Genomic DNA, 7,831 nt, shown 5'->3' on the forward strand with positions numbered 1-7,831 from the left:
GGTTGCAAAACAAAGTAAAGGTTAGAAAGAAGTATGTGGACAATTCCAAATATTATCACCATGTTACGAGTGTTACTCATCCCTGTTTTTGTGGTGGTGTATTTTCTTGATTGGGAGTGGGCCAGGCAAGCAGGAGCATTTATATTCTGGTTTGCTGCGTTAACCGATTGGTTTGATGGTTATTTAGCGCGTAAATTAAAACAATCTTCAGCATTTGGAGCATTTCTCGATCCTGTCGCAGATAAATTAATTGTTGCCGCTGCCTTAATAATGATTACCCATAGTTACAATACTGTGTGGATTACTATACCTGCAATTTTATTGATGTCCCGGGAAGTATACGTTTCAGCTTTGCGAGAATGGATGGGACAACAGGGTAAACGAGATATTGTTGCAGTGTCGTTTATTGGTAAAGCAAAGACCATGGCGCAAATGCTTGCTTTAATCGGTTTGTTATCAGAAATGGACTATTTTATGGGATACCCCATTTATTGGGTTAAATTAGGATACGTCTTATTATATCTTTCAACTATATTATCCACTTGGTCGATGATTTCTTACACAGTGGCTGCATGGAAAAGTTTAACTAGTTCTAATCAATCTAGTACAAAATAAACGCGGTTTGCTCGAAATTGATGCGTTTAAGTCATTTTTCGTGCAAACAGTACAAAATCATCATTTTTGTTGTTGACAGTTATCTCTTTGAATGTAAAATGCACGCCATCATTTAGCGAGAGCCAAATGTAATTAACTGAAAAGATATTTAAAAGCAGTTAAATGCGGGAATAGCTCAGTTGGTAGAGCACGACCTTGCCAAGGTCGGGGTCGCGAGTTCGAGTCTCGTTTCCCGCTCCAAATTGGCGGAATGGCAGAATGGCTATGCAGCGGATTGCAAATCCGTGGATCTCGGTTCGACTCCGGGTTCCGCCTCCATAAAGCCTCCTCATAATACATGAGGTACTGCTAAAACCCCTCACAGGTTATGTGAGTTCATCCGATGCCCGGGTGGTGAAATTGGTAGACACAAGGGATTTAAAATCCCTCGATCGTAAGATCGTGCCGGTTCAAGTCCGGCCCCGGGCACCATTTTAAGTATTACAGTCACCTATTAACGTCTCATAAATACTTCAAACCCTCTTATAATAAGAATTTACTGTCTAATATCGTCTATTAACACCTATTGTCATCTCACCTAAGTTGGTGCTACATTTGGTGCTACATCGTTTCAATTCTCAGTTTGTAGCACCTTGTCTAGCTGTTCTTGGTAGCACCAATCTGATTGTTAAGGGAAAGGTAGCACCAATTGCCACTTACAGATATTCAAATTAAACAGGCGCAGCCAAAGGAAAAAGATACGTGGCTATCAGATGAAAAAGGTCTGCGTTTACTTGTAAAGGTTAACGGCTCTAAATATTGGCGGCTTAAATATCGTTATCAAGGAAAGCAAAAAACTTTAGCTGTAGGTGTATATCCAGAAATCTCTCTCAAAGATGCTCGCTCAATAGTTGCTTATGCAAAACAACTCCTGAAAAATGGCGTTGATCCTAATTCGCATAGAAAAGAGCAGAAACAAACGATTGATATTGATTCAACGAAGCTTTTCAAATCACAAGCTTACAATTGGTGGACACGTCAAAAAGGACAGTGGACAGATCATCATGCATCCCGAGTTTGGACGCGATTAAATGACAATGCCCTTGTCAAAATCGGCGAACGTCAAATTGATGAAATAACTCCACAAGAAATTATTCGTGTTATTCAATCTATCGAAACAAGGGGAGCATTAGATGTAGCGCAGCGAGTATTACAAGATATTCGTCGAGTTTGCCGATTTGCAGTGCAATCTGGAACTATGAATTACAATCCAGCCGCCGAGCTTACAGGAGTTCTCCAAAAACGAAAATCTGAACATAGGGCCTCATTGCCTCGAGAAGAATTACCTCAATTTCTTAAAGATCTAGAAACTTACACCGGCCAAGGCAGATTGCTTACCAAGTTAGCAATAAATTTTTTGCTTTATACGTTCGTAAGACCTGGTGAGTTAATCGGAGCAAGATGGGAAGAAATCAACTTAGAAGAAAAACTATGGCGTATTCCATCCCATAGAATGAAAATGAAAACTGAACATATTGTTCCACTTGCAGATCAGGCCGTTGAAACTATAGCCCTAATCAAGCCCATTAGTGGCCGTTTCGAATTTCTATTCCCTTCTGAACGTAATCGCTTTCGATGTATGTCAGACAATACGCTGAGAATGGCAATGTTTCGCTTAGGTTATGACGGAAAAACGAAAGGTAAAAGTAAGGTTAATCCACACGGCTTTAGAGCAACAGCATCATCGATACTGAATGAATCTGGTTTCAATCCGGATGCTATCGAACGACAGTTATCACATATGGAAAGAAACGGCGTAAGAGCCGCTTATACCCATCATGCGCGATACCTCAACGAGAGGCGAGAAATGATGCAATGGTGGGCAGATTACTTAACCTCGCTTACATCCAAAGAAAACGTTGTTCCTATATTTAAATCAAACTCCAATAACTAACCAAAATACTGAAGGACTATATTGTGAAGAAGATAAAGCTTGATTCAACAATCGGTGAAGTAAATTGCTTAGTAGATCAAGCATATGGATTGATGGTTTGCATGATAGCTGCAGGTCAATCCGATATATCAGAAATGGTTTGCTCTAGAACAGATGAATTGGAACGGCACATGAACAATGTAGAAGAGGCTAAGAAACTAGTTTCACTACTTGCAGATTTTGATGGTAGTAATGCAGATTTTATTGAAGTGTTTGAATGTAGCAAATTGCTAAACGTTTGTTCTGAGACGTTAAATTACTATATGGAAATCAGTCCATCAACCGGTGAAAAACCAACCGAAATCGATAAAGCCCAGTTGATGGGATTGTTTGGTATTAATAGAATTTTGTTCGATGCTGCGAAGATTATGAACGACATCATTATTCAGTCAGACTTAAATGCAGCATAAATTTGATTCCGCAATGTCACTTAGTGACACCTCGAAATCTAGTAATTATGAATCTAATCGACATGTATTTAGCAGACATAGAGTCAGTTAAAACGACCGAGAGTAAATTTGAAAAGAAATATGAAATTTAAAAGCTAATGAGAGCAAACCAAAAGCAAAGACAACAAGACGTAAAGATCGGCAAAATCGCCAAAGTTATAGTGCTTAAATGATTCAAATCACTATTAAAAATTTATAGGCTGGTAAATAAGGAGAAAAAATATGATTAAAGAAACTAGAATTAACTCTGATTTAGAGCATCACGTGATACAGCTGGAACGTATCGGTGGATTAATTTTCTGCTTGAAGCAAACCGGTCTGAATGACAAATGTTGTGTGGATTCTGGTTACGCTGAAAATGTTGCCAAGTCTGAACAACGTTTTTCAAAGCTGTTTACAACATTTGACGAATACGTCAATGGAGAAAAGCAACAAATGAGCAGTGGGAAGGTCAAAACGTTATTGAACGAGCTCATTTTTATTAGAAATGAATTCTCACATATGCTCAATTCAGTGAAATGTGTTCAAGACATACCATCAGAAATATTTAAACAATTCCAGCAAGGAATCGATTGTATTTTCGTTTTGCTTTTTAATGCTGTTGAGGAGCTGGAATCAATAATAGAATGCAAATCCGGAAATCCTAAAGCAGCTTAGTCGGTTTTACCAAGTCTAGGGTAGCTCCCGAAGAGACAGAACCCAACTGTTCTGGCTTGGTGAATTATTTTGGGTTCCGTAGGGGTGCGGTTTGCTAAGAAGAGAATTTCCACACTGGGTTCCCGAATATGTCCCACGGTATTTGAAAATGATTATTGAATGCCATGGTACCGATTCAGATGCTATGCGGGCATCAGTTGCAGCGAAGATATATCTAAGTTTCTCAGTCCTAGATGATCATAATGCTAAGTTATTTTGGGAAAGGCTATGCTCATTCCCAAACATTGATTTAAATGAATTTTTGAATGCGTTGATTCGGGCATTGGAGCACAACTTGTCCAGACTTGAAAGAATGACACCGAAAGAAAGAGAAAAGCATCGGGAAAATTTGGTTAAGTGTGCACAAACGCTTGAGGCATTGGTGGAGGACACACCTTATGAACGCATAACAGACAGATTCATGGCACAGTTATGTGACTTAATTGACGAGACTAATGAGTTTGATTCCCCGAAGGTATCAGATCCTAGAAAAGATCTAGGTCTCTCATGTTTTGAAGCTGTTTCACTGAAGCGGATTTTGCAAGATCTCCAACATCTAAATGAATACGATATCGACAATTTTTTAGAGAATTCCCCAATATCTTTAAAAAAACCAAATGACAGAAATTCTCATAGAGCATATTTTATTCAAATTATTGCAAATTACTTCGAAATAGCTACCGGTAAACCACAACGAGAGTTGGTGAGACTGCTTTGTGTAATATTTTTCCCCAATTTATCCGAGCCCTCTGACAGCGATATTAGGCGAATTGCACCATCAGCGTTGAAAAATAATTTTTTAAGATAAATTTAACGCTATGTTTATGTTATTTATAATATTAATGTGATTTTCACAATATTCTGCAAAAATCCCGTCTTAACGGGGTTATCGGTTTTACATTATTTTTCAGTCGACACAATACGTGTCTAGCCATTACTGGAGATTATAATGTCCTTACAACACCCACAAACTGATTCAGATCCATTTCTACGCATTTCAGATGTCGAAAGGGAAACTGGACTCAAGAGAGCAACGATTTACAAACTCGTTAAAAAAAACGAATTCCCGAAACCCATTAGCCTTGGTTTACGTGCATCAGCTTGGATTCTCTCAGAAGTCAATCAATGGAAATTGGAACGAATTGCCATTTCTAGAGGGCAATAAGATGATTTTACCTAAACACTATTATCTTATTGTGAACTGCGTATCCAGTACAAACTCGGTAATTAAAGCTAGAAAGTTTGGAAAGCCTTTAAGAAAAATAATTGAATTCAAACCTAACGAACCATCGGTTAACAATTGTGGTTTTAAACCATGTTCGCTATGCAACGATGAAAAACCCAAATCTATCGTGTTTACAAAGCTAGACTTCCCTAAGCATTTAGAATGTAAGAATTGGAAACACGGTGCGTTATATGTTTTCCCTCAATGTGGATTTGCGGCTGAATTGGCGGATAATATCCATGAATAAACTGGATTTTAAACATACTGCCGCTGTCGCATTATCCCAGATTGATAAAATTCTAGATAAGTATTTACCAGGTGGTAAATATGATGGACATGAATACACGGCTTTAAATCCAAATAGAGCTGATAGCCGGGCAGGCTCTTTTAAAATAAACGTCAAATCTGGGATTTGGTCAGATTTTGCAACTGGTGACAAGGGAGCTGATGTAATATCACTTGTTGCTTTTGTCACGAATCAATCACAAGGTAATGCTTGTAAAGTATTGTCGAGTTTCTTAAACACGAAAGGAATAGATAGAGCAAACGCTCGTACGAAGAAATCACCCAAGCAAGTTCGAAACAAAGTCATAATGCCTATACCTAATAGCGCACTAGGAAACTGTCCTTTAAAACATTATCAGCTCGGTAGGCCTAAATTTACTTGGGATTATTTAGATAAGAATGGGCAACTTCTAATGAAGGTGCTGAGATTTGAAAATGTAATCGACGACAAGCTAATTAAAGAGTTTAGGCCTCTTGCGTATTTTGATATTGGGAACAAAAATTACAAATGGCAATGGAAAGCCCCATCTATTAACAAGCCTCTATATGGTTTAGACGTACTTGCGAAAAATTCTAAATCACCAGTGGTGCTATGCGAAGGTGAAAAAGCCGCCGATGCAGCCAAATTACTCTTTCCTTCTTGCGTGTGTATGACATGGCCTAATGGAGCAAAAGCTGAGGGGAAAGCTGATTTTAGCCCGTTGAAGAATCGAACTGTAATCATCTGGCCAGATAATGATGAAGCGGGAAAAACGTGTGCAGCTCAGCTAAAAACAATTTTGCTTGGATTGGGTTGCAATAAGCTGGCTACGATTGACTTAAAAGCTTTTGAATTAGTCCCAAAAATAAATCAAGCTGGCGAACCGTTCTTTGGTGAAACGTGTATCTGGCCTGAAAAGGCTGATGCTGCAGATGCTATAGAATTAGGCTGGACATCTGAACACATTAATTTATTAAAGAAAAACAAATCTCTCTTTTTGCAACACTCAAAATCCGTATCTACTGACTCCATCGATCCCACAGTTCCTGATGGGTTTAGATTAAGTGAAAAAGGTGTTGAAACTTGGGTAAGCACGGATGAAAACGGCAATGAAATGTATAAGTTGGTTTGTTCACCCTTAAAGATTTTAGCTAGAACGCATGACGCAGCGGGTTCCGGTCAAAACTGGGGCATACTAGTTAGTTTTTACGACTATGACAACAATGAAAAGTCATGGAACATTCCAATGAAATTATTTGCTACTGATAACGGTACCGATATCCGAAAGGGATTATTGGACCGAGGCCTAAAAATTGAAACGTCTAGAGATTCAGGCCGTAAAGTACTGCAGTATTTACAGGCAAGCTCCCCAGAGCAGAGAATTGGACTTGTGCCTAAGTTGGGATGGCATTGGGGTGCTTTTGTTTTACCAGATAAAACAATTGGCGAAACTGAAAAGCCCTTATTATTTGATAGTGAATCTATTGCCCCAACTAAGTTAGCTGTAGCCGGTGATGTACTGGACTGGCAAAACAATATTGCAAAATATTGCGTTGGCAATGAACTAGCTATTCTGGCTGTCTGTATCGCTTTTAGCGGCCCGTTAGTTAATATGCTTGGCCTATCCGAAAATATCGGTTTTCACTTTTACGGGGATAGTTCATTAGGCAAGTCAACCCTTCTTAATATCGCCTGCTCAGTTTATGGGAACCCTGATGAATATAGAAAAACGTGGCGAACTACAGACAATGCTTTAGAGGGGATCGCTGCGACGCATTCAGATATGTTATTGGCGTTGGATGAACTTAACCAAGTTGATCCTCGCATCATTGATAATGTGGTTTACATGTTGGGTAATGGTAAAGGTAAAAACCGTTCTGGCTCTGACTACAAAGGCCAATCGTCCCTAAGCTGGCAATTAGCGTTTATTTCTAATGGTGAAAAGACACTAGAGCAGTACTTAGGCGAAACTGGCAAAAGTGTTACAGGTGGCATGGAAATGCGTTTTATCGCCATATACGCAAGCCCTCATGAAGATGAAGTTACTAGAAAAAGGCTTGGAATCTTTAATGACAGCAAAGGCTTTACCGGCGGTGCTGATTTGTCAAACCATTTGAGGAAGTCGGTTTGCAAGTATCACGGTGCAGTGTTCCAAGAGTTTATAAATCGCTTGGTGACGTCAGATAGAAAAACTATAACCGATAGCCTGTATGAATCCATCGAAAAATTTAAACTCGAAACGCTAGGTGAAGAGGCAAATGGGCAAGTAGGGCGCGCCGCAGAAAAATTTGCTGTCGTCGCTTTAGCCGGTGAGCTTGCCACTATCTTTGGTTTGACTGGTTGGGATACCGGCCATTGCTTAGCAGCATCTAAAAGTCAGTTTAAAGCATGGCTGAAAAGACGAGGTGGTTCAGGAAACATTGAAGAAATGCAAATTCTTAAACATGTTGCCTCTCAAATTGAATTGTATGGTGAAAAGTATTGGCTATTTGCAATCTGAGGTTGGATCATGAAGTATCCTATAAAATAGCATAACCCTTCTTTTGTGCAAAACTTGGTTGACTACACTCTATTGCATAATGTATTGTTTTGTGCAAAAGATGGTTGGA

General features: G+C 39.1%; 7 protein-coding genes and 3 tRNA genes. All 10 read left to right on the forward strand.

All coding sequences use genetic code 11. The features are described from left to right. Window positions 1–33: 33 nt before the first annotated feature. A complete protein-coding gene (gene pgsA, locus ACYVIL_RS07410; protein ID WP_460312055.1) occupies window positions 34–615 on the forward strand; it encodes a CDP-diacylglycerol--glycerol-3-phosphate 3-phosphatidyltransferase in 582 nt (193 codons plus the stop codon). A gap of 164 nt (window positions 616–779) precedes the next feature. Next, a tRNA-Gly gene (locus tag ACYVIL_RS07415) sits at window positions 780–855 on the forward strand. A gap of 4 nt (window positions 856–859) precedes the next feature. Next, window positions 860–933: transfer RNA gene (locus ACYVIL_RS07420), tRNA-Cys, on the forward strand. A gap of 66 nt (window positions 934–999) precedes the next feature. Next, window positions 1,000–1,086, forward strand: a tRNA-Leu gene (locus ACYVIL_RS07425). Window positions 1,087–1,303: 217 nt separating this feature from the next. After that, window positions 1,304–2,548 carry a tyrosine-type recombinase/integrase gene (locus tag ACYVIL_RS07430; RefSeq protein ID WP_460312056.1) on the forward strand — a complete coding sequence of 415 codons (1,245 nt, stop codon included), beginning with the start codon at window positions 1,304–1,306 and terminating at the stop codon, window positions 2,546–2,548. 23 nt (window positions 2,549–2,571) lie between these two features. Then, window positions 2,572–2,997, forward strand: coding sequence for a hypothetical protein (locus ACYVIL_RS07435; RefSeq protein ID WP_460312057.1), 426 nt, complete (start codon window positions 2,572–2,574; stop codon window positions 2,995–2,997). Between the two features lie 261 nt (window positions 2,998–3,258). Next, window positions 3,259–3,693 (forward strand): hypothetical protein, encoded by a 435-nt coding sequence (locus tag ACYVIL_RS07440; protein ID WP_460312058.1) that lies wholly within the window; start codon window positions 3,259–3,261, stop codon window positions 3,691–3,693. 148 nt (window positions 3,694–3,841) lie between these two features. Further along, window positions 3,842–4,540, forward strand: a complete 699-nt coding sequence (locus ACYVIL_RS07445) for a hypothetical protein (RefSeq protein WP_460312059.1) — start codon at window positions 3,842–3,844, stop codon at window positions 4,538–4,540. A 141-nt stretch (window positions 4,541–4,681) separates the two neighbouring features. Next, window positions 4,682–4,897 (forward strand): helix-turn-helix transcriptional regulator, encoded by a 216-nt coding sequence (locus ACYVIL_RS07450; RefSeq protein WP_460312060.1) that lies wholly within the window; start codon window positions 4,682–4,684, stop codon window positions 4,895–4,897. 299 nt (window positions 4,898–5,196) lie between these two features. Then, entirely contained in the window at window positions 5,197–7,722 is a 2,526-nt protein-coding gene (locus tag ACYVIL_RS07455) for a DUF927 domain-containing protein (protein ID WP_460312061.1), read from the forward strand. Window positions 7,723–7,831: the final 109 nt, after the last annotated feature.

This window comes from Aliiglaciecola aliphaticivorans (assembly GCF_054782055.1).